This window comes from Brevibacterium sp. FAM 24630 (genome assembly GCF_049804075.1).
Taxonomy (GTDB): domain Bacteria; phylum Actinomycetota; class Actinomycetes; order Actinomycetales; family Brevibacteriaceae; genus Brevibacterium.
In genome coordinates this window covers 120710-138840 of sequence record NZ_JBNBZD010000012.1, presented here as the reverse complement: position 1 = coordinate 138840, position 18131 = coordinate 120710, and the positions used below count along the sequence as shown (strand labels likewise).

Sequence of the window (18131 nt, the reverse complement as noted above, 5' to 3'; positions counted from 1 at the left end):
CACCAGACAGATCCCGACGAGGACATCGTTGGAGTCAGTAGCAATTAGAGTCATGATGATCGATGGAACGGTCAGTCCCTACTCTGCCAGCCAGTCCCAGACCAGCCACTATCAATACTCACAGTAGTTCTGGGAGGGAACAATCGGGGCGGGGGGCGTGTTGTCCTCTCTGGTGTCATGGCACTTCGGGAATGGGAGTTTGAATGAATGGTCCGCTGATCGTGCAGTCCGATCGGACTGTGCTGCTGGAATCGGGGCACCCCCTCGCCGTCGAGGCGGCCGTGGCGATCGCCCCGTTCGCACAGCTGTCACGGACCCCCGAATACATCCACACCTATACGATCACCCCGCTGGGCCTGTGGAACGCCCGAGCCAGCGGTCACGACGCGGAATCCGTCGTCGACGTGCTCCTCGAGTTCGCAAAGTACCCGGTCCCGCATGAGCTGCTCGTCGATATCGTCGACATCATGGACCGCTTCGGCGTGCTCACCCTCATCGACCATCCGATCCACGGGCTCACGCTGACCTCGACGGAGACGGGGCTGCTCGACGAGCTGCACGGCCAACCCGATCTCGTCGGAAAATTCGGCAAACGCATCGATGACGAGTCCGTCCTCGTCCACCCCTCGGAGCGTGGTGAGCTCAAGCATGCGCTGCTGCAGCTGGGTCATCCGGTCTCCGACCACGCCGGCTACGTCGACGGCGAAGCCCACGAGATCGCGCTCTCCGATGACGCCCACGGCGGGCAGTGGCATCTGCGCGATTATCAGAAGCAGGCCATCGACCAGTCCCTGTCCGGTGAGTCCGGCGTCGTCGTGCTGCCGTGCGGAGCGGGTAAGACGATCGTCGGGGTGGCCACGATGTCCCGGGTCCAGACGACGACGCTCATCCTCGTGACGAATTCGGTCTCGGCCAAGCAGTGGAAGGACGAGATCCTGCGGCGGACGACGCTGACCGAAGACGAGGTCGGCGAATACTCGGGTTCGACGAAGGAGATCCGCCCGATCACCATTGCCACCTACCAGGTGCTCACCACGCGACGGAAGGGCTCCTACCTCCACCTCGAGCTGCTCGACGCGAAAGACTGGGGGTTGGTCATCTACGACGAGGTGCACCTGCTGCCGGCACCGATCTTCCGACTCACCGCGAGCCTGCAGGCCCGCCGCCGTCTCGGCCTGACCGCGACCCTCGTGCGCGAGGATGGTCGGGAGGATGAGGTGTTCTCCCTCATCGGTCCCAAACAGTACGAAGTGCCGTGGAAGGAACTCGAACGGCTGGGCTACATCGCCTCGGCGGCCTGCCATGAGGTCCGTGTGCGTCTCGACGGGGGAACCCGCACCGCCTACGCCCGCGCCGACGGCGAAGACCGGTACCGGTTGGCCGCGACCTCGGACGCGAAGCTGCCGATCGTGTCCGAACTCGTCGCCGACCACCCCGGTGCGCAGATCCTCGTCATCGGGCAATACCTCGATCAGCTCGAGGAGATCGGTGCCGATCTCGGCGCGCCCGTCCTCACCGGGCACACCCCGGAGTCCCAGCGCCAGGAGCTGTTCCGCGAGTTCCGGTCCGGGGACATCCCCGTCCTCGTGGTGTCGAAGGTCGCGAACTTCTCCGTGGATCTGCCGGCCGCCTCGGTGGCGATTCAGGTCTCCGGAGCCTTCGGCTCACGGCAGGAGGAGGCTCAACGGCTCGGACGGATCCTGCGCCCGAAGGAAGATCAGGGTTCGGCGACGTTCTACACCGTGGTCGCCGCCGACACCGTCGACGAACACTTCGCCGCCCAGCGCCGCCGCTTCCTCACCGAGCAGGGCTACAGCTACAGCATCGAGGTCCGCTGAGCGACGCACGCGCACCCGACCCGCAACCGACCGACCCCAGAACTACTTGACGACGGCCCAGCAACCTCGCGCAAGGTTGCTGGGCCGTCGTCGGGTAGCAATTGGTGGGGTCTCAGACGTGCAGTAGGTCGGTGTCCGCTGCGGTGCCTGCCTCGGACTTCGCGACGATCTGGCGGCGGGCGACGCGGCGGGCCAAGCGGGCCTCGCCCCATTTGATGAAGCCGACGCCGCCGAGGATGAACACACCGCCGAAGAGCTGGATCGGCGCCGGCATCTCGAAGAGCACAAGCCAGGCGACGATGACGGAGAACGGCACCTCGACGAGGTTGACGAACGACCCGACGGTCGCGCCGACATAGCGCAGACCGAGGATTCCGGTGATGTAGGCCCCGACGGTGAAGACGACGATCATCGCCATCGGCACGACCCACGACATCGACACTCCACCGAAGTCCACGTCGCCGGTCACCGCGCCCCACGGCATGACGCCGACGGCCACGATGAGCGACATCGCCAAGGCTCCGATGCCCATGCCCAGCCCGGTCAGCGCGACCGGCGGAATCGTGATCGTATCCTTCGCGGAGACGAGGAAATAGCTGGCCAGACACACAGCCGCGGCCATGGCCATGACGGCGCCGATGATGCTGATCGACGATCCGCGCAGGTTGAGCACCAGCAGCAGACCGACCATCGAGACGAGGACTCCGATGAACGTCACGGTCGCCGGACGGGTCCGCGTCCGCGCCCAGATCCAGAAGACGATGAGCATCGGAGCCGTCATCTCAAGCAGCAGCGCCACGGCCACGGTGAGGTGCTCGACGGCGACGAAGTAGAACCCCTGCACGCCGGCCATCGACACCAGACCGTAGGTGACGACGGTGCGCCAGTGCGTGAGCACCTCGCCCCACCGTCCGTGCAGGGCGATGAGGCTGGGGATGAGCAGCAGGACCGCGGAGCCGGCCAAACGGATGAGCACGACCGCGCCCGGGGTCCACCCGATCGCGTACATCGTCTTTGCGATCGGCCCGGACACCGCGAAGAAGAACGCGGAGGCAAGCGTGAGCAGGAACCCTACGACGACGGTGCGACTCATTCTTGACCTCCTGAAGGGACGAAACGTTTGTGGATCGGTTGGTTCGGACGGCGGGACTCCCCACCGGGGTGGTGCGATGGACGAGCATCCCCTCGCCGAGGCGGCTCGACGTGAGCATGCTCGGCTCGCCGAGGCGGCTCGACGTGGGCGTCGCCGTGCCCGTGCGATGCCCGGCCGTGCGCGTCGTTGTCGGGCACCGATGATCGTGTGGTTTCAGTATCGGCCCCGAATTTGAAATGAGTCAAATGCATTTTGGTGCTTACATGGTGTGGCAGAATGGTTCCCGCTATGGCCTTCATCTACGACATTCGCGCGAATCTCACGATGCTCGTCGACCTCCTCAACACCTCCGGGGACGTCGCCGTCGACGGCGACGAGCTGACGACAGCCGCACAACTCCGCGAATTCGCGGCTCGCCACGACTTCTCCGGGCCCCTGACGGCCACGAGGAGCGACGTCGAGGAGACGCTGCGACTGCGAGCGCGGTTCGCCGCCGCACTGGACTCGAGCATCGACGCGGAGGGCGAAGACGCGGTCGAAACGGCGACTTCGGCGGTCGTCGATGAGATCAATCTCACACTGAGCGACTCGGGTTCCGTGCCGCAATTGGTCAAACACGACAACTGGGACTGGCACCTGCACGCCACGGGCGCGCAGGCTAGTCTCGCCGACCGGGTCGCCGCCGATGTCGCCCTCGTCCTCATCGACCTCATCCGCTCCGGAGACCTCGATCGGCTGGGCCGCTGCGCCGCCGAGGACTGCCGCGCCTATCTGGCCGACTTCAGCCGCAATCGCTCGAAGCGCTTCTGCGACACCGGCAACTGCGCCAATCGCACCCATGTCGCAGCGTTTCGCGCCCGGCAGACCGAATCAGACTGAGGCACACAGCCATGTCACTGCAGCCCCTGCCGATCACCGGCCTCCGGAAACTGGCCTGCGGCTTGGCCGGCATCATCGCCACGACGAGCATGGCGGTCGGCTTCGCCCTCTCACCAATGACCGTTCTGCTGACCATCCCCGGCGAGAAGCTCAGCGCGAACCTTCCCCTCTTCGGCATCACTCTCGCGGCGACGCTCGCGTTCATCCTCATCGGGCAGGTGCTCATCCGCGCCGCGCTCGGTCGGTTCCGCACCGGGGGCAGCCTCGCACGATTCTTCCGCTATCAGCTGGCGGCCATCGGCTTCGGCGCCGGACTGGGCCTCTGCTTCACCCCTGCCACGCTGTCGGCACCACCCGGGTGGTGGGTCGCCTCCATCATCGCGGGCGTCGCACTCTGCCTTCTGTCGCTGCTGGCGTTTCGCGGCACCCGTCGCTCAGTCCTGCACAGCCCAACTCATCCGAACATCACGTTGACCGAAGGCATCGTGGTCGACCACTGGTGGGGCGCGCTCCCTCAAGGCGCGACCGCGCAGTTGGCAACCGTCCGGTTCGTCGACGAGTCCGGCCACGCGAGGTTCACCCGACACCTCATCCAGCAGAGCCCGACGGTGCTCGGCACCATGGGTCAGGTGCAGTACGACCGCCGCTTCCCCCGCCGCGTTCGGCGCTTCAGCATCCCGACCAGGCGTTCTCCCGGATAGAGTCGCACTCCCTCCGGACCGCGGCGAAGATTTCTGACCTCGAGCTGACCGCAGCCATCTTTTTCGCTGAAATCATCCCATGATTCCTGAGAACGACGACTCCGATCGGGATCGAAATCGACTTTTCTGAGAGTTTTCTTGTGAGGCAGTTCACATTCACGTTCAGGATACCTCCAGCCGACTCCCAGAAATGGCCCTCAGACTGGTCACATGACTACAGCACAGAACGATGCCGACATCGAAGCCACCCTGCTCGTTGTCGATGATGAGCCCAATATCCGCGAACTCCTGTCGACCAGTCTCCGCTTCGCCGGCTTCGACGTCGTCTCCGCCGCAAACGGCGCCGAGGCACTGCGTCTGGCCGAGCAGACCGACGTCGACCTCCTCGTCCTCGATGTCATGCTCCCGGACATGGACGGCTTCACCGTGACCCGCCGTCTGCGCCAGATCGGCATGAACGCTCCCGTCGTGTTCCTCACCGCCCGTGACGACACCTCGGACAAGATCACCGGTCTGACCGTCGGCGGTGACGACTATGTGACGAAGCCCTTCAGCCTCGAAGAGGTCGTGGCCCGCATCCGCGCCGTCCTCCGCCGCACCCGCAACCTCGAGGACGAAGAGAACGCCGTCATCGTGGCAGGCGACCTCGAACTCGACGACGACACGCATGAGGTCCGCCGATCCGGCATCCTCATCGACCTCTCCCCCACCGAGTTCAAGCTGCTGCGCTATCTCATGCTCAACACGAACCGCGTGCTGTCGAAGTCGCAGATCCTCGACCATGTGTGGGAGTACGACTTCGGCGGGGACACCGGAATCGTCGAGTCCTACATCTCCTACCTGCGTCGCAAGATCGACATCACCCCGGAGACCGACGCCGCCGGCCACCCGGTCGAGATGGAATGGACTCCGATGATCCAGACCAAGCGCGGGGTCGGCTACATGCTGCGCACACCGGAATCCAAGTAGTCGTCCAAGCAAGGACGATAGATTACATACGTGGCAAAAGAATCCCGTCCCACCCGTCCCGGCTTCTGGGAAGAATGGTCTCTGACCACCAAGCTGCTGGCCATCATGATGCTGCTCATGCTGCTCGTCCTCACGGGGACGAGCGCGTGGGTGTTGGAGAACCTGCGCGACAGCCTCGTCCAACGCACCGATGAACGTCTCATCAGCGCGTCCGAGACCCTGGCGAAGCAGGCCTACCGTGATGTGTTCCAGCCGGCCGAACTCCAGTCCGGTTCGGGCGATGACAGCGCCGAGGATGCGCCGTCGTCGACGACGATCGATTCGAATTCCTGGGATCAGCTCAAGAGCCTCCTGCCGGGAGGCTTCTATGTGCAGTTCTACAACACGGACGGCGATCCGATCCGGGATCCCGTCGCCCCGGAGCCGCAGAATCAACCGATCCTTCCGAAGATCGACGAGAAGGAAGTCTATGCCCGGGCCGGCGAGCCCTTCACCGTGGCCGGGACGAGTTCGCAGTGGCGGGCTCGGGCGATGAAGGTGAAGAACACCGACGTGCTCGTGTCCATCGCCGTGCCCTTCGACCGCGAGGTCGACAACATCAACGAACGCGCCCGCAACACGATGATCGGCATCGGGCTGCTGGCTCTGGCGATGGTCGCCGGCGTCGGCTATTGGGCGATCAACAACACGTTCCGGCCGCTGCGCGACATCGAGAAGACCGCGTCGCGGATCGCCGCCGGTGATCTCTCGCAGCGGGTGCCCAGCTATCCGCGCAACACGGAGCTCGGGCGCCTGTCGGCGGCGCTGAACACGATGCTCGGACGCATCGAGGACTCCTTCGACGGGCAGACGCGGTCGGAGAAGCGCATCCGCCAGTTCGTCTCCGACGCCTCACACGAGCTGCGCACTCCTCTGGTGACCATCCGCGGCTATGCGGAGCTGTACCGACAGGGCGCGATCACGAAGTCCGAGGACGTCGCGAATGCGATGGAGCGGATGGAGTCCGAGGCCAAGCGCATGGGTGTGCTCGTCGACGATCTCGTCGTGCTCGCCCGTCTCGATGAGCAGCGTCCCGCCGAGATCGGTCCCATCGACCTGCACAAGGTCGTCCGTGATGCCGCTGCCGATGCGGCCGCACAGGCCCCGGATCGCGACATCAGCTTCATCGGACTCGATGGTGAGGATGCGCGTCCGGTGCCGATGATCCGCGGTTCCGAATCGAAGATCCGCCAGGTCATCGTCAACCTCGCCGGCAACGCGGTGCGCCACACCCCCGAGCACGCCGCGATCGAGTTCGCCGTCGGCGTCGTCGGCCTCCCCGAGACCACCGATACCGGCGGTGCGGACAGCGGAGAGATCCGAGAAGGCGCGGCCAAGGGCCAGAACGGTCGCAGCGGGGCAAAGGAGAAACCGCGTGAGCGCGGTTTCGTCACCGGCGGGGTCCGCATCTTCCGCCGAGGCGACTCCACCGGCAGCGACCAAGCAGACACCCAACCCACCCCACAGACCGATCCGCAATCGGCCCCGCAGACCGGACCCCAGCAGGCCGCCCGACCGACAACGCCGTCCGGCGCCCAAGCGGGAGACCAGCCCGGCGCGCAGACGGGTGAACCGTCGACGGCGCAGACAGGTGCGTCGGAGCCGGCGGGCATCGTGCCCGATGTCACGGCGGCCGGCTCGATCACGGTCGATGATTCGCTGCGCGGGTTCCCCAACGGTCGGGTCCGCTTCGAGGTCCGCGACCACGGAGACGGCATCGACCCCGAGGCGGTGCCGCGGATCTTCGAACGCTTCTACCGTCTCGACGTCTCCCGGACCCGGGACACCGGCGGTTCAGGTCTGGGCCTGTCGATCGTCAAGGCGATCGTCGAGAACCATCACGGCGCGATCTCCGTGCACGAAACTCCGGGCGGCGGTGCGACCTTCCGCATCGACCTGCCCATCTCCGAATCCGGCGGCCCCACTGCGGATACACGAAAGGACGAGCGATGAGCGACAACAGCAATCCCCAGAATCCGGATGAGGGATCCACCGAGGGCCGTCGTGGGCCGAGCGCCGGCGGCCACCGGGGATCGTCTGCGGAGGTTCCGCGCACCTTTCCCAACGCGTCGCAGTCCTCCGGACCGGCCCGGGTCAGCCCACCGGTGACCCCGCCGGAACGTCGCTCCGACTACGCCCCCACTCAGGCGCAGAACCCTGTGGACGACGCTTCTCGCCGAGGCGGCTCTTCGTCCCAGCCGCCCGCCGGCCCCCAGTACGGCCCCACTCATCAGCAGGGCTCTGCGCAGCAGCAGAACTCGCCCTACCCGCAGCAGTCAATGCCCTACGGTCAGGACGAACGGCGGCCCGCCACCGGGCATCAGCCCGGCACTCAGCAGCCCGGCTATCCGCAGCCCGGCACTCAGCAGCCCGGCTATCCGCAGCCCGGCACTCAGCAGCCGGGCTATCCGCAGTCCGGCACCTATCAGCAGGCGTCCTCCCCGCAGCCGAGTTCCCCGCAGCCGAACTATCAGGAGCAGGGCGGCGGGCAGCCCCACCCCCACAGTCCTCAGTACGGGGGTGCTCAGTACGGGGATGCTCAGTACGGCGGATCGCAGCATGGTGGAGTCCCGCAGCCCGACGAACCGGGAGCCACGCAGACGAACCACGTCTACGCCGCCCCAGGAACTCTGCAGACAGGCGTCGGCTCCCAGCCGATGAACCCCTCCGGGCAGCCGGGATTCTACGGTGGACCGGGAGGCTCGGGGCCGTACGGGCCCGAGCAGCCGCCTCGGCGAGAGAAGAGAGGACCCGGCTGGGGTGCGACGATCGCGATCGCGGCCATCGCCGCCCTCCTCGGTGGGGCTCTGGCGTTCGGCGGGAACTATGCGCTCTCGGCGCTGCAGGGCGAGGAGCCGCGCAAGGTCGCCGAGGAGACGATCGAGACTCCGGACTGGACACAGGTCGCGGAGAAGACCTCGGACAGTGTGATGTCGATCCAGGTCGGAACGCGCGGTCAGGTGCAGGGTCTCGGCTCGGGTGCGCTGTACGACGAACAGGGCCACGTCATCACGAACAACCACGTCGTCGCTCCTGCGGACACCCCGGACGGAGAGATCGCCGTGACGATGAAGAACGGTGAGACGACGGAGGCGAAGATCGTCGGCCGCGATCCCTCCACGGACATCGCCGTCATCAAACTCGAACAGGTTCCCGATAGTGTGAAACCGCTGGTCATCGGTGATTCGAAGAAGCTGTCCGTCGGCGATCCGGTGATGGCGCTGGGCAACCCGCTCGGGCTCGCCGATACGGTGACCACGGGCATCGTCTCCGCCCTCGACCGGCCGGTGTCGACGGAGAACATCGGTGAGGATGCGACCTCGCAGGAGAAGGAGCTGACGATCACGAATGCCATCCAGACGGATGCGGCGATCAACCCGGGCAACTCCGGTGGTCCGCTCGTCAACGGCGATGGTGAGTTCATCGGCGTGAACTCGGCCGCGGCATCACTGAGCCAGGCCGGCGAAGGACAGCAGTCGGGATCCATCGGCATCGGCTTCGCGATCCCCGCCAACCAGTCGGTGATGATCGCCGACCAGCTCATCGCCAACGGCAAGGCTCTGCACCCGTTCCTCGGCATCACACTGACAGACGGGCACATCAACAGCGGCGGCATCACCCGCGGCAGCGCCAAGGTGCAGTCCGTCCAGGGCGGATCACCTGCGGCCAAGGCCGGCATCAAGGACGGCGACGACATCGTCGAGGTGGCCGGAACCAAAGCGAACAACGCCATCGCCCTGCGCGCGCTCGTCCGCGCCCAGCCGGTGAACTCGCCCGTCGAGGTCACCGTGGTGCGCGGCGGTCAGGAGCAGAAGCTCGATGTGACGCTCGTGTTGAAGTAGTCGCGATCGGGTCGGGGCGGGCCGCGACTCGGGCACACGGACCTGAGGATCGCGCCGCGACTCGACCACGACGAGGGTGTGGACAGCGGTCGGCTGTCCACACCCTCTTCCTGTGCCCTTGGCGCCCGTTGACCGCGTGATGACACTGGTCTCATCCCTGCCGACCGCCGCGGGGCATCACTGACCATGAGGAGTCATCATGAGCTTCGAAGTCGACGCCGAACGCGTCCAATCCGCCGCCACCGCCACGGCAGGCACCTCCCGCAACCTCGTCTCCGAATCCGACACGATGCTGCGCAACCTGCTGGCACTGCAGGAATGCTGGCGCGGCAGCGCTGCCCAGAACTTCCAGGCCGTGATCAACCAGTGGGAATCCGCGCAGAAGCAGCTGATGGAGTCACTGAACTCCATCCACGGTGCACTCAACACCGCGGCCCGCCAATACTCCGAAGTGGAAGCCGCGAACTCGCGCCTCTTCGCTCCGTGAGAAACGACTGTTTCGCTGCGTGAGAAGCGGCTGCGCTCCCGCAGCTGAGGCCACCGCACGTCTGGTGCAGATCCCTGCCATCACGCGGTCGAAGTCTCCTTGTACTCGTGACCGGCATCTGGCAAACTATCAGCCTTTCTTAGTAGGCTGAGAGCGATAGTTCGCGGCGGTGTTGGCCAAGAATCTCCGGATGGGAGTGGATCGGCTCGGCAGCGTCGGGTCAAACCAATGCAGGAGTCGACTACGGATGAGCATCTTCCAACGGATCGCGACGATCTTCGGCGCCAAGGCCAACAAGGCTCTGGACAAGGCCGAGAACCCCAACGAAACCCTTGACTATTCGTACCAGAAGCAGCTCGAATTGCTGCAGAAGGTGCGTCGCGGCGTCGCCGACGTCGCGACCAGTCGCAAACGTCTCGAACTTCAGATCAACCAGCTCGAACAGCAGCAGGACAAGCTCTCCGGCCAGGCGCAGAAGGCCATGGAGATCGGGCGTGAGGACCTTGCTCGCGAGGCACTGACCCGCAAGTCCGGACTCACCCAGCAGATCACCGATCTGCAGTCCCAGCACGAAGGCCTCCAGGGCGAGGAGCAGAAGCTCACGCTCGCCTCCCAGCGCCTCCAGGCCAAGGTCGACGCCTTCCGGACGAAGAAGGAGACCCTCAAGGCGACCTACAACGCCGCCGAGGCGCAGTCGAAGATCGGTGAGGCCTTCTCCGGCATCTCCGAGGAGCTCGGAGACGTCGGCATGGCCGTCCAGCGTGCCGAGGACAAGACCGCCTCGCTTCAGGCTCGCGCCGGTGCCGTCGATGAGCTGCTCGCCTCGGGCGCCCTCGAAGATGTCACGGGCACGGCCAAGGACGACATCACCTCTCAGCTCGACGCGCTGTCGAGCGACAGCGATGTCGAGATGGAACTCCAGCGGATGCGCGAGTCCCTGCCGGCCGGTTCCGAGAAGGAGCAGAAGTCGCTCGAGGGTGAGGAACAGCAATGATCATCCGCATCATGGGCGAGGGTCAGTACGACGTCAACAATGTCGACCAGGACCTGCTCCAGAAGTACGACAACCAAGTCGAAGCCGCCGTGGCTGCCGGTGATGAACAGGCCGCTCGGACCGCGCTTTCGGCCCTGCACGACTACGTGACCGGCAACGGTCAGCCGGTCGCCGATGACTACCTCGGTTCGTCCGAGGCCGTCATCCCCTTCGTCGACGCCACACTGGCCGAGATCGCCGAGCTGCTCACCGGTGAGGGCTTCATCCCCGATCCGGCCTGAACAGCAGAATCGTCCACCGATGCACCCGGCCCATCGTCTTCGATTGAGATGATGGGCCGGTTCTGACATACCCAGAGAGGAACTACGATGAAGAGTCGCTTCGTCAAAGACAACGGACTGACCATGCGGATGGGATGGACGATCTTCCTCAACGGGCTCATCTATGTCATCCTCATCCTCGCCATCTGGTGGATGTTCGGCGGAAGCGTCTCCGGCGTCATCATCGCCGTGCTCATCAGCGCCGGCGCCTTCTTCTTCCAGTGGTACTTCTCCGACTCGATCGCGATGAGAGCGATGGGTGCCAAGGAGGTCAGCCCCGAAGAGGCACCCGAACTGCACACGCTCGTCGATCGGCTCTGCCAACTCTCCGACGCGACCAAACCGCGAGTGGCGGTGTCGAACTCGGCCATCCCCAACGCCTTCGCCACCGGCCGCTCACCGGAGCGCTCGGTCGTGTGCGTCACCCGCGGCCTGTTGGAGAAGCTCAACCGCGAAGAGGTCGAAGTCGTGTTGGCCCATGAGCTCTCCCACGTCGCTCACCGCGACGTCACAGTGATGACGGTTGCCGGAGTCACCGGAGTCGTCGCCGCTCTGATGATGCGCGCCGGGTACTACATGAGCTTCGGGCGCTCGAACAACAACAGCAACGGCGTTCCCATCCAACTGCTGTTCATCCTCGTCGGTGCCGTTGTCTACGGTCTGTCCCTCGTCCTCATCCGCAGCCTCTCACGCTACCGCGAGCTCGCCGCCGACCGCGCCGCTGCCATCCTCACGGGTGCCCCCTCGACGCTGGCCTCGGCGCTGACGAAGCTCAGCGGAGACATGAGCAAGATCCCGGAGAAGGACCTGCGCTCTTCCGCCTCGGCGAACCACTTGGCGCTCATTCCGGCCATCAGCGGCAAGGCCGCGTTCGGTCAGCTCTTCTCCACCCACCCGTCGCTCGAAAAGCGTCTGGAACAGCTGTCGAAGATCTCCGCGCAGCTCTCCCGCCCTGAGTGACCCTCCACCGCACCACTCGCGACCACACCACCCCCGAACTAGGAGTTCCATGGGCTTCTTCGACGCACTGCTCGGCCGCACCAAACCGAAGCGCGCCAACCTCGACGACCTCTTCGCACTGCCGCCTGCCGCGCTGACCCTGCAAGCGGCCACCGGCTTCACCCCGACCGGAGTCGGCGCTGTTGCCTTCCGCCAGGTCGAAGGAGCCGCGTTCCAGTCGGCGGAGTCCGAAAGCGTCGCCCTCATCGGTTCCGACCCGGCCGCCTCGGTGCGACAGGAGAACGACGGCTATGGGTTCACCTGGCAGGTCGTGTCGGATGAGAACGCCGAGGTGGTCAACCTCGTGACGAACATCCACGCCGTGAACTCGGCGCTGGTCAGCCAGGGCTTCGACACGATGCTGCTGTGCACCACCGCGTACTTCGTCCACCCCGACGGACGCCGGATGGCACTGGTGTACCAGTACAAGCGCGGCACCTTCTACCCCTTCGTGCAGTTGGGGCCGAAGCAGCGGGACAACCCCTTGGAGATCCAGGTCAAGGGGGTCCTCTCCGGCGAGCTGCCCTTCGAAGAGGATACGTCGAACTGGTCGGCGCTGTGGGACGCCCCGGGTATGAACGACACTCCAGGCGCTCCCGAGCTGCAGTAGGCATTTCAGCTGCAGTAGGCAGTCCCAGTCCGAAGGCAGGGTCCCGTCCGAGCGCTGGGTCCAGTCCGAAGGCAGGGTCCCGTCCGAGCGCAGGGTCCCTAAGGACAGACAGTTGGAGGGCGTCCCCGCGGGGACGCCCTCCATTCACATCAGAAACTAGTCTTCAGACAGGTTCGTCGGGTCCGGCTGTCTGCTCGTCAAACCGGTTCGTCGGGTCCGGCTGTCCGCTCGTCGAACAGGTTCGTCCGGCTCGTCAGGCGAGTTCGTCAGTCCTGTTCGGCACTGATCTCGATGACTTCGCCGAGAGCTTCGACGCGGTCGCCGGGGCGGATCGTCGCACCGCGGCGGGTCTCGACCTCACCGTTGACGGTGACCTCACCGTCGGCGATCATGTCCTTGGCCATGGCACCGTGTTCGGCCACGCCGTGGAGTTTGAGCAGCTGACCGAGCTTGATGGACTCGCCGCGGATGTCGATCGTATCCATCAGAAGTCGAATCCTCCGGAGTCGAAGCCGCCGCCGTCGCCGCCGAACAGGCCGCCGCCGTCACCGCCGTCGCCTCCGAAGAAGCCACCGCCGTCACCGCCGCCCATGTCTCCTCCGGCGTCGCCCATGTCTCCTCCGGCGTCGCCCATGTCTCCTCCGTAGGCACCGTCCCAGCCGCCGCCCATTCCGCCGAAGAGCATGGCGCCCATGAGAACGCCCGGCAGCAGACCGGAACCGGCATAGGAGTTGAAGTAGCCGCGGTTGTATTCGGCATAGGCCGGACCGGCCTCCCAATAGGCGCGGCGGGTGTGTCCGTCACCGGTGACGACCTTGCGCACCATCGGTTCGGCACCGACAGCCACGCGTTCGGCGTCTGCGGCGCACACGGGCACGGGGCGCAGCTGGCCTCCGGCCGGAGCCCAGTCGATGTCCTCGACCGAGGGGCCGTGCTGCGGATTGAAGAAGCAGGGCGGACGACGCACGGGAAGGGGTTCGCCTTCGACCCGGGCACGCACGCACTTCGCGGCATAGCGGCCGTCCTCGAGCGCCTCGGTGACGTGCCGGATATCGGTGGGCTCGTCGACCTTCTCGAGAGTCTCCTTGGCGATGTCGTAGGAATCCAGCGCCTGTTTGTAGTCCTGTGCTCCGCCCGTGTCGAGGTCGACTCCAGCGGTGATGAGATCGAGTTCTGCGACCTCTTCCCCGAAGGAGGTGACGTCCTCTTCGGCGGTCTTCTTCACCTGCTGAAGTTCGGCTGCGTGCAGTTCCCGCTGACGCTGCTTCTCCTTGCGGTGACCGACTAAGAATACTGCCCCGAGAACCACGAGCAGCAATAGGAATACCGTACTCACGATCTATGCCTCCCCGGCTGTCTATGTCCTCGAACAGTATGCCTGACTAATCTGACAGGCGTCTGAGCCTGGGCCTGACATCCGCTCAGTTCCGAACCGCGCTCAGACCAGCGCGAACACACCTTTGACCAGGGCGGCGACTCCCCCGCCGAAAGCCAACACGAGCATCCCGATCCGTGCGATCGAGACGTCGATGTGTCGGGCGAGCCGATCGCCGCCGACCAGTCCTGCCACGAGCACGAGCCCCAATGCGATCCAGGTGAACGGCTCCAGGTGCGGCCACACCCCACCGTGGACGATCACCTTCATCACCACCGCCGAGGCGGTTCCCACGACGAGGAACGGCTGCAGGGTGGCTGCGAAGGACCGCTGCTCCCATTTCGTCAGCACCGCATAGGCGCTGACTGCCGGTCCCCCGGCTCCGGCAGCCGCCGACATCGCCCCCGAGAGCAGGCCGGCTCCCATGCGGGTGCCGACGTTCGCGGGAATCCGGCGCCCGAGCCTGCCCAGAGTCAGAGAGCTGATGAGGGAGACGATGATGAGCAGACCGATGAGGATCTGCAGCGGTGGGGTGGGCAGGACCGAGGCGAGGAGCGCCCCGGGGATCGTTCCGATCACCGCGCCCAGGGCCAGGTGGCGGAAGGACGGCCAATCCACCTCGGCGAAGGTCCGGGTGAAGACCGAGAACGCGGCGACGATCCCGCAGATGTTGACGAGGATGATGCCGCTGAAAGGATCGAGGAGAAGAACGAGAAACGGGCCGCTGACCAGGCCGAACCCCATCCCGGTGACACGTTGGGACAGGGCACCGAGGAAGACTGCGAAGAGGATGAGCACGACCACGGGTTCCACTCGGTCGAGTCTAGTCCAGCCCGATTCCCGGCTGATCCTCAGTCTCACCGCTGACCGCGGGGTTAGAGTATTCACCATGAATGCCAGTCCCCTCTGGTCGCGATTCAGCGCAGATCCGCGATCGTATGGGCAGGTCCGAGCCTCCGATGCCGATCGCGCGGTCGTCAGTGATGTCCTCTCGGAGGGTTATGCCCTCGGTCAGCTCGATGTCGAGGAATTCGATGAGCGCACCGAGGCGGCTGCGAAGATCAAAACGCTCGGTGAAGTCCCCGCGCTGATCGAGGACCTCGTCCTCACCGACCCTGCCGAAGTCGAACCGGGCACGCTCGACGAGACGGGACGGGCGCAGGCCCTGGCGCGTCTCGAAGAGGACCGGGTGCCGATCACGCCGGAGCAGATCGATGCAGCGGCGCAGAAGTACTATCGGGATCGGGTGCGCCGGGCCCTGCTCGGCGCCGTCGCGGGTCCCGTTGGGATCGTGCTGGCGATCTGGGCGTTCTCATCGATCGTCTCGGGGCAGGTCATCTTCTTCTGGCCGATCTTCGTCATCGTCCCCATGCTGTTGGGCGGATTGGGCCGGATCGCGCACAAGGACGAGATCATCCGCAATCGGAAGAAGGAGCTCACGCGCCGGGCCCGAGCCCACCTCGGTGACGCCGAGGCCCGACGGAAGCTCGAGCAGAGTGAGACGCCCGAGCGAGACTATGAAGCCGAGTTCGGCAGGGGGCTGCAACCGCCGCATCCGCCCCACCCGCCGTACTCCCCCGGTCAGATCTCACGTCGGGATGAGAGGCGCCGGCGCAGGTCGCGGCACCGGCATCACCGCGACAACCCTTGGGACTGAACTCAGGCAGTTCGAGGGCGACCGGCTGCGGCAACGGCGGCTGATCGCCCGATGGCCGAGGGACCTTCGCTGGAGGATCAGGTGCGTCCTAGGTCTGGAAGATTCGGATCTGCGCAAAGGCCTCCGCCTTGTGCGTGGTGAACCACATGGTGTGCGAGAAGTGACGCAGATCGTTGCTGTCGGCCTCGGTCTGCCAGTAGCCCCAGGCGGCTGCGGCTTTGCCGTGGGTGATCGCCGCTTCGAGATGACCGGTCTCGGGCACATGAGCGGACAGGGCCAGCAGCGCATCGACGACTTCGGCCCGGCCGGTGGCGGTCTCCACCGTGCCCATCCGCATGATCTGGAGGACGCAGTCGTCGGCGACCACCTCGGCGAGGGGATCCCGTGCGCCGGCGAACAGGTGCTCTTCGAAGCGGGCGACAAAAGTGTTCTTCGGGCTGTTTCCGCAGGAATCGGTGCCGGTGAAGGTCATGGGCCCAGCCTAGGCGTGCCGCGCGGGGGTGACAATGCTGCGGGCATGAAAAAGCCGTGCCGGCGCCCCTGGGGGCACCGGCACGGCCGATCGAGCAGCGGGGGCTATCAGAAGCCCATGCCGCCCATTCCACCCATGCCGTCCATGCCGGCAGCTGCGTCTGCACCTGCTCCGGCCTTTTCGGGCTTGTCGGCGACGACCGACTCGGTGGTGAGGAACAGACCGGCGATCGAGGCGGCGTTCTGCAGAGCAGAGCGGGTCACCTTGACCGGGTCGTTGATGCCGGCGGCCAGCAGGTCCTCGTAGCCACCGGTTGCGGCGTTGAGACCGAATCCGGGTTCGAGGTTGGCGACCTTGTCGGCAACCACACCGGCTTCGAGGCCGGCGTTCGTGGCGATCTGCTTGAGCGGGGCTTCGATGGCAACCTTGACGATGTTGGCACCGGTGGCCTCGTCTCCCTCGAGTGAGAGGTCGGCGAAAGCGGCCTTGCCCGCCTGGATCAGGGACACGCCGCCACCGGCGACGATTCCCTCTTCCACAGCAGCCTTGGCGTTGCGCACGGCATCTTCAATGCGGTGCTTCGTTTCCTTGAGCTCGACCTCGGTCGCGGCTCCGGCCTTGATGACTGCAACACCGCCGGCCAGCTTGGCCAGACGTTCCTGCAGCTTCTCACGGTCGTAGTCGGAGTCCGAGTTCTCGATCTCCGCGCGGATCTGAGCGACCCGACCGGCGATCTCCTCGGCGTCTCCTGCGCCCTCAACGATGGTGGTCTCGTCCTTGGTGATGACGACCTTGCGGGCGGTGCCCAGCAGATCGGTGGTCACGCCGTCGAGCTTGAGCCCGACTTCCTCGGACACGACCTGGCCGCCGGTGAGGATGGCGATGTCGGCGAGCTGAGCCTTGCGGCGGTCACCGAAGCCCGGAGCCTTGACGGCCACGGACTTGAAGGTGCCCTTGAGCTTGTTCAGCACCAGGACGGCCAGGGCTTCGCCCTCGACGTCTTCGGCGATGATGAACAGGGGCTTGTTGGACTGCTGGACCTTCTCGAGGACCGGCAGCAGATCCTTCACATTCGAGATCTTGGAGTTGACGATGAGGATGTAGGGATCCTCAAGGACAGCTTCCTGACGATCGGTGTCGGTGACGAAGTAACCGGAGATGTAGCCCTTGTCGAAGCGCATACCCTCGGTCAGTTCGAGCTCGAGTCCGAAGGTGTTGGACTCTTCGACGGTGACGACGCCTTCCTTGCCGACCTTATCGATGGCCTCGGCGATCAGTTCGCCGATCGCAGGATCTCCGGCGGAGATGCCGGCGGTCGCGGCGATCTGTTCCTTGGTCTCGATGTCGATGGCGTTCTTCAGCAGCACACCGGTGACAGCTTCCACTGCCTTTTCGATGCCGCGCTTGAGGCTGAGCGGATCAGCACCGGCTGCCACGTTGCGCAGGCCTTCGCGGACGAGAGCCTGAGCGAGCACGGTAGCGGTGGTGGTTCCGTCGCCTGCGACGTCGTCAGTCTTCTTGGCGACTTCCTTGACGAGCTCGGCGCCGATCTTCTCGTAGGGATCCTCGAGTTCGATCTCCTTGGCGATGGAGACACCATCGTTGGTGATGGTCGGTGCGCCCCACTGCTTTTCGAGCACGACGTTGCGACCGCGGGGTCCAAGGGTCACCTTGACCGCGTCCGCAAGCTGGTTGAGTCCAGCTTCGAGTCCTCGACGAGCTTCTTCGTCGAATGCAATCATCTTTGCCATAGCGGCTTAGATCCTCCCTGATGGAGTGGAGTGGGAAACCAGAGCAGTCGTCAGCGCCCGCGACGGCAGAGAGTGTGCCCGCATGTTCCATTCCACATAAGGACC

18 protein-coding genes are annotated in these 18131 nt (G+C 65.4%); 12 read left to right on the top strand and 6 right to left on the bottom strand.

Annotated features, from left to right (window positions below; genetic code table 11):
- Positions 1–203 precede the first annotated feature (203 nt).
- Positions 204–1838 carry a DNA repair helicase XPB gene (locus ACPUD7_RS11085; RefSeq protein ID WP_425119922.1) on the top strand — a complete coding sequence of 545 codons (1635 nt, stop codon included), beginning with the start codon at positions 204–206 and terminating at the stop codon, positions 1836–1838.
- Positions 1839–1950: 112 nt separating this feature from the next.
- Here ACPUD7_RS11085 and ACPUD7_RS11080 read toward each other — a convergent pair whose 3' ends face one another.
- Positions 1951–2931, bottom strand: a complete 981-nt coding sequence (locus ACPUD7_RS11080) for an EamA family transporter (protein WP_425119921.1) — start codon at positions 2929–2931, stop codon at positions 1951–1953.
- A gap of 288 nt (positions 2932–3219) precedes the next feature.
- Here ACPUD7_RS11080 and ACPUD7_RS11075 point away from each other — a divergent pair, with 288 nt between their 5' ends.
- The 10 genes from ACPUD7_RS11075 to pspAB all read left to right on the top strand — a co-directional run bounded on the left by ACPUD7_RS11075 (position 3220) and on the right by pspAB (position 12771).
- Positions 3220–3810 carry a CGNR zinc finger domain-containing protein gene (locus ACPUD7_RS11075; RefSeq protein ID WP_135539126.1) on the top strand — a complete coding sequence of 197 codons (591 nt, stop codon included), beginning with the start codon at positions 3220–3222 and terminating at the stop codon, positions 3808–3810.
- An 11-nt stretch (positions 3811–3821) separates the two neighbouring features.
- Positions 3822–4511, top strand: a complete 690-nt coding sequence (locus ACPUD7_RS11070) for a hypothetical protein (RefSeq protein WP_425119920.1) — start codon at positions 3822–3824, stop codon at positions 4509–4511.
- 210 nt (positions 4512–4721) lie between these two features.
- The gene (locus ACPUD7_RS11065; RefSeq protein ID WP_135539130.1) at positions 4722–5480 is read left to right on the top strand and encodes a response regulator transcription factor; all 759 of its coding nucleotides are present in this window, start codon (positions 4722–4724) and stop codon (positions 5478–5480) included.
- 30 nt (positions 5481–5510) lie between these two features.
- On the top strand, positions 5511–7472 hold the full coding sequence (locus tag ACPUD7_RS11060) for a sensor histidine kinase (RefSeq protein WP_135539132.1): 1962 nt from the start codon (positions 5511–5513) through the stop codon (positions 7470–7472).
- The gene (locus tag ACPUD7_RS11055) at positions 7469–9361 is read left to right on the top strand and encodes a trypsin-like peptidase domain-containing protein (RefSeq protein ID WP_425119919.1); all 1893 of its coding nucleotides are present in this window, start codon (positions 7469–7471) and stop codon (positions 9359–9361) included. The genes ACPUD7_RS11060 and ACPUD7_RS11055 overlap by 4 nt, the downstream gene beginning before the upstream one ends.
- A gap of 199 nt (positions 9362–9560) precedes the next feature.
- On the top strand, positions 9561–9848 hold the full coding sequence (locus ACPUD7_RS11050) for a WXG100 family type VII secretion target (protein WP_135539135.1): 288 nt from the start codon (positions 9561–9563) through the stop codon (positions 9846–9848).
- 247 nt (positions 9849–10095) lie between these two features.
- Complete coding sequence (locus ACPUD7_RS11045) at positions 10096–10842, top strand: PspA/IM30 family protein (protein WP_135539137.1); 747 nt, start codon at positions 10096–10098, stop codon at positions 10840–10842.
- Positions 10839–11123 carry a PspA-associated protein PspAA gene (gene pspAA / locus ACPUD7_RS11040; protein ID WP_135539139.1) on the top strand — a complete coding sequence of 95 codons (285 nt, stop codon included), beginning with the start codon at positions 10839–10841 and terminating at the stop codon, positions 11121–11123. Before ACPUD7_RS11045 ends, pspAA begins: the two co-directional genes overlap by 4 nt.
- 87 nt (positions 11124–11210) lie before the next feature.
- Complete coding sequence (gene htpX, locus ACPUD7_RS11035; RefSeq protein WP_425119918.1) at positions 11211–12122, top strand: zinc metalloprotease HtpX; 912 nt, start codon at positions 11211–11213, stop codon at positions 12120–12122.
- A 49-nt stretch (positions 12123–12171) separates the two neighbouring features.
- Positions 12172–12771: a PspA-associated protein PspAB gene (gene pspAB, locus ACPUD7_RS11030; RefSeq protein WP_135539143.1), complete on the top strand. Its 600-nt coding sequence runs from the start codon at positions 12172–12174 to the stop codon at positions 12769–12771.
- A 266-nt stretch (positions 12772–13037) separates the two neighbouring features.
- On the opposite strand, the gene ACPUD7_RS11025 is transcribed toward pspAB, so the two are convergent.
- The 3 genes from ACPUD7_RS11025 to ACPUD7_RS11015 form a co-directional block, all read right to left on the bottom strand.
- Positions 13038–13256, bottom strand: a complete 219-nt coding sequence (locus ACPUD7_RS11025) for an RNA-binding S4 domain-containing protein (RefSeq protein ID WP_425119917.1) — start codon at positions 13254–13256, stop codon at positions 13038–13040.
- Positions 13256–14107, bottom strand: a complete 852-nt coding sequence (locus tag ACPUD7_RS11020; protein WP_425119916.1) for a hypothetical protein — start codon at positions 14105–14107, stop codon at positions 13256–13258. Before ACPUD7_RS11020 ends, ACPUD7_RS11025 begins: the two co-directional genes overlap by 1 nt.
- A gap of 102 nt (positions 14108–14209) precedes the next feature.
- Complete coding sequence (locus ACPUD7_RS11015) at positions 14210–14959, bottom strand: TSUP family transporter (RefSeq protein WP_425119915.1); 750 nt, start codon at positions 14957–14959, stop codon at positions 14210–14212.
- 76 nt (positions 14960–15035) lie between these two features.
- Here ACPUD7_RS11015 and ACPUD7_RS11010 point away from each other — a divergent pair, with 76 nt between their 5' ends.
- Positions 15036–15803 carry a DUF1707 SHOCT-like domain-containing protein gene (locus ACPUD7_RS11010; RefSeq protein ID WP_135539149.1) on the top strand — a complete coding sequence of 256 codons (768 nt, stop codon included), beginning with the start codon at positions 15036–15038 and terminating at the stop codon, positions 15801–15803.
- An 88-nt stretch (positions 15804–15891) separates the two neighbouring features.
- Here ACPUD7_RS11010 and ACPUD7_RS11005 read toward each other — a convergent pair whose 3' ends face one another.
- Both ACPUD7_RS11005 and groL read right to left on the bottom strand, forming a co-directional pair.
- Positions 15892–16275: a hypothetical protein gene (locus tag ACPUD7_RS11005; RefSeq protein ID WP_135539150.1), complete on the bottom strand. Its 384-nt coding sequence runs from the start codon at positions 16273–16275 to the stop codon at positions 15892–15894.
- 107 nt (positions 16276–16382) lie between these two features.
- Positions 16383–18026, bottom strand: a complete 1644-nt coding sequence (gene groL / locus ACPUD7_RS11000; RefSeq protein WP_135539152.1) for a chaperonin GroEL — start codon at positions 18024–18026, stop codon at positions 16383–16385.
- Positions 18027–18131 lie beyond the last annotated feature (105 nt).

Coding starts and splice junctions, on each gene's coding strand:
- ACPUD7_RS11010 (WP_135539149.1), top strand. CDS start 15,036: ATGAATGCCAGTCCCCTCTGGTCGCGATTCAGCGCAGATCCGCGATCG.
- ACPUD7_RS11070 (WP_425119920.1), top strand. CDS start 3,822: ATGTCACTGCAGCCCCTGCCGATCACCGGCCTCCGGAAACTGGCCTGC.
- pspAA (WP_135539139.1), top strand. CDS start 10,839: ATGATCATCCGCATCATGGGCGAGGGTCAGTACGACGTCAACAATGTC.
- ACPUD7_RS11005 (WP_135539150.1), bottom strand. CDS start 16,275: ATGACCTTCACCGGCACCGATTCCTGCGGAAACAGCCCGAAGAACACT.
- groL (WP_135539152.1), bottom strand. CDS start 18,026: ATGGCAAAGATGATTGCATTCGACGAAGAAGCTCGTCGAGGACTCGAA.
- ACPUD7_RS11080 (WP_425119921.1), bottom strand. CDS start 2,931: ATGAGTCGCACCGTCGTCGTAGGGTTCCTGCTCACGCTTGCCTCCGCG.
- ACPUD7_RS11065 (WP_135539130.1), top strand. CDS start 4,722: ATGACTACAGCACAGAACGATGCCGACATCGAAGCCACCCTGCTCGTT.
- ACPUD7_RS11045 (WP_135539137.1), top strand. CDS start 10,096: ATGAGCATCTTCCAACGGATCGCGACGATCTTCGGCGCCAAGGCCAAC.
- ACPUD7_RS11075 (WP_135539126.1), top strand. CDS start 3,220: ATGGCCTTCATCTACGACATTCGCGCGAATCTCACGATGCTCGTCGAC.
- pspAB (WP_135539143.1), top strand. CDS start 12,172: ATGGGCTTCTTCGACGCACTGCTCGGCCGCACCAAACCGAAGCGCGCC.
- htpX (WP_425119918.1), top strand. CDS start 11,211: ATGAAGAGTCGCTTCGTCAAAGACAACGGACTGACCATGCGGATGGGA.
- ACPUD7_RS11055 (WP_425119919.1), top strand. CDS start 7,469: ATGAGCGACAACAGCAATCCCCAGAATCCGGATGAGGGATCCACCGAG.
- ACPUD7_RS11025 (WP_425119917.1), bottom strand. CDS start 13,256: ATGGATACGATCGACATCCGCGGCGAGTCCATCAAGCTCGGTCAGCTG.
- ACPUD7_RS11050 (WP_135539135.1), top strand. CDS start 9,561: ATGAGCTTCGAAGTCGACGCCGAACGCGTCCAATCCGCCGCCACCGCC.
- ACPUD7_RS11085 (WP_425119922.1), top strand. CDS start 204: ATGAATGGTCCGCTGATCGTGCAGTCCGATCGGACTGTGCTGCTGGAA.